This is a genomic window from uncultured Clostridium sp. (genome assembly GCF_937920395.1).
Taxonomy (GTDB): domain Bacteria; phylum Bacillota; class Clostridia; order Clostridiales; family Clostridiaceae; genus Clostridium_AD.
On the sequence record NZ_CALEVF010000254.1, the window covers coordinates 1 to 3,334 of the forward strand.

The following is a 3,334-nucleotide window of genomic DNA, read 5'->3' on the forward strand; positions in this document are numbered from 1 at the left end:
CCATTGATATATAAAGAAAAAATCAAACAAGTAGTGTAAAAAAGTTTACACTACCCAAAAATGGGGGGGGGGTATATATATGATGCTAAAGAAAAAAAAATCATTACCAATTATTTTATCCATTATTATTTTGGCAGCATTATTATATGTTATCTGCTCCTTAAATAAATTGACTGTACCTAATTTATATTCAAATATTAATTCTAAAAATGGTGTACTTGACCTTACAAATTTGAATTTTGATAAAGATGGATATACAGACATTTCAGGAAAATGGAAATTTTACTGGAAACAGCTATTAACACCAAAAGACTTCTCTAAGGATTCTGATGTATCACCTTATATAGATATGCCAATAGCAATAAATAAATATAATAAAAATTATGATGCTTTTGGATATGCTACATATCATTTAATTATAAATTTAAACTCAAAATATAAAAATACCATTTTAGGTCTAAGTTTCCCTTCCATGTTATCATCATATAAATTATGGGTAAATGGGAACCTTCTTTCCTCTAATGGTATTGTTGGAACTACCATTTCATCAGGTCTGTCTAAAATACCTATAACCAATTATTTTATGAATAATAATAAAGAAATTAATCTTGTACTTCAAGTATCAAATTATAACTTTAAATATGGTGGGACCAATGGCGCGATTTATCTAGGAACTCAAAATCAAATAATGAACAATAGAGATGCTTCAATTGCACTTAATTTTTTATACCTCGGTATATTGCTTGTTGTTGCTTTATATTACCTCTGGTTATACATTTTCAAGGTAGATGATGTCTCTATGCTTTATTTAGGTTGTATGTGCCTAGTTATGTCTTTACGGTCTTTATTTGTTGGGAATAAATATTTTTTATCTTTATATACCAACTTAAATTATACCCTAGATATTAAGCTACAGTACATAACTTTCTATCTTGTAGTTTTCTTTATGTTAAGTTTTATATTTGTAATTTTTAAAAAAAGTTCGTCAAAAATCATTAATAATATATGCAAGATATTTTGTTTATTCTTTATATCTACTACTATTTTCGTCTCCCCACTACTTGCGTTAAAACTACTTGTAATATTTCAATTTTCTAGTATTTTGATCATTATATATGCTATTTATATTATATTAAAGACATATAAAAACCAAAATAAGAAACTCATCATTACAATAGTCGCTTTGCTTACAACTATTATAATTATCTCTATGTCACTGCTGAACTATATAGGAGTAAATAATATTAATGATTACTCCCTACTACTGTTCTTTATTTTTATACTTTTAAATATTTTTATACTAGCAAAAAATCAATCTAAAGCATATAGAAAAATCGAGAAGTTATCTAAGCAAAAAAAGCAGTATTATTTAAGAGAAAAACTTCGTTCAGCTACTTTTTCCCTAAATTCTACTTTAAATTTAGACGATGTATTAAACAAGTTACTTAAAAGTTTAAAAGAAATAATTCCTTATGACAGTGCAGCATTTTTTATGGAAGAAAATAACCAATTTACTATTAGATGTGCCCATGGTTTTAAAAATATGGATGCTATATACAAAATTCGTATAAATAAAGACGATGACCAACTATTTAAAGAAATATACAAAACAAAGACTACATTATTAGTCACTAATGTTAAAGAAGATAATCGTTTTGCTCATTATCTAAATCTAGCAAATATTGAAAGTTGGCTAGGAGTACCTGTAATTTTTAAAAATAAAATTATAGGTATACTAACATTAGATTCAAGCAAAAAAAATATTTATACTAAAGTTAACTGTGCCATCGCTTCATCCTATGCTTTCAATGCAGGGGTTGCTGTTGAAAACGCTAACTTACATGCTAAAACAAAACAACTAGCCTGCATTGACCCTCTAACAAGCTTGTACAATAGACGTAGTTTTTTCGAGCTTGCTAATAAAATCTTTGATAAAGCAAAATCATCAATGCAACCTATTTCTTCCATTATGATAGACATCGATGATTTTAAAAAAATAAACGATAGCTTAGGCCATCATACTGGTGATCTTGTGTTAAAGCGTCTTTCGAGAATTTGTTCACAGAATTTAGGTGATGGTCATATTTTAGGGCGTTTTGGTGGTGAAGAATTTATTGTATTATTACCAGGTACCTCCTTTAATGAAGCTGAAATAATCGGAGAAACTCTAAGACTTGCAATAGAAAATAACCCTTTAATCATTAGAAAATCCGATGCAATACCAATCACCTCAAGTCTTGGTGTTGCATCACTAACCCCTACCACACAAACTCTAGAATATTTATTTACATCAGCAGACAAAGCTATGTATCAAGCAAAAGCTTTAGGCAAAAATAAAGTTGTATCTATAAATTTAGACCTAGATAATAAAAAAAAGCATGAACAAATCCGTAATACTTTGCAATCGAGCTCTAAACTAGAAATTTAATTAAGAAATTCTAATCTTTTGCTTATATAAAATTCTCTATCATTCACACTCGACGTCTTGTCTCGAGTTCATTAGCCTGGACCTCTGGGTAGTTCTCTGGGGGACATAACAATTATTAATTGTTATGCAACCTGTCAGGCTTACGAGAATTTTATAAACGCAAAAGAAGAATTTCTAAACTAAATTTCAATAGTTTATTCGCCTCTATTTGCAAATCATTACGGATAAATTTCATGCTTTTTTATTCCGGTAAATGACTGTGGAACAAATTATTGTCTCTTTACAACTATCTTATAAAGTTCATAAATTTCTTTTCTTCAACTTTAGGTTCTTCTACTTTGTCTTTACCAGCCTCTACAAGTTTTAAGAGCCATGACATGTTTTTGCCGAGGACTTTCATGATTTGCATTCCCTCTTCGTCTTGAGCTGCTTCGCCTGGCGCAGTACCAAAAACTACATTCCAGTAATTTGATGTAGGCATTACCATTTCCGAGTAATTAATATAATTATTTAATTGATCAAATGTTGGAATACCACCTGCACGCCTTACTGCGACAACACTAGCTCCTACTTTATGCCTAAGCATACCTCCATTGTTAGATGTTACAAGAAATGCCCTATCTAAAAATGATTTCATAGTTCCAGCTATTGCGCTGTAATGTACTGGTGACCCTAAAATAATTCCGTCAGCCTCTTTCATCTTTTGAATCCATTCATTGACTTCATCATTTTTAATAACACATTTCTCATTCATATTTCTACTACATCCACCACAAGCTAAACATCCACGTATTACCTTATTTCCTACATGAATAATCTCTACTTCTATGTTTTCTTTTTCAAGCTCACTTGCTACAGCTTTTATAGCCTCATATGTATTTCCATTTTTATTAGGACTCCCGTTAA

2 protein-coding genes are annotated in these 3,334 nt (G+C 29.8%); one reads left to right on the forward strand and one right to left on the reverse strand.

Annotated features, from left to right (window positions below; genetic code table 11):
* Positions 1–79 precede the first annotated feature (79 nt).
* The gene (locus Q0649_RS16630) at positions 80–2,428 is read left to right on the forward strand and encodes a diguanylate cyclase (RefSeq protein WP_298844617.1); all 2,349 of its coding nucleotides are present in this window, start codon (positions 80–82) and stop codon (positions 2,426–2,428) included.
* A 286-nt stretch (positions 2,429–2,714) separates the two neighbouring features.
* On the opposite strand, the gene Q0649_RS16635 is transcribed toward Q0649_RS16630, so the two are convergent.
* Positions 2,715–3,334 (reverse strand): flavodoxin family protein (locus Q0649_RS16635; RefSeq protein WP_298844619.1); only part of this gene is annotated, 620 nt, incomplete at its 5' end.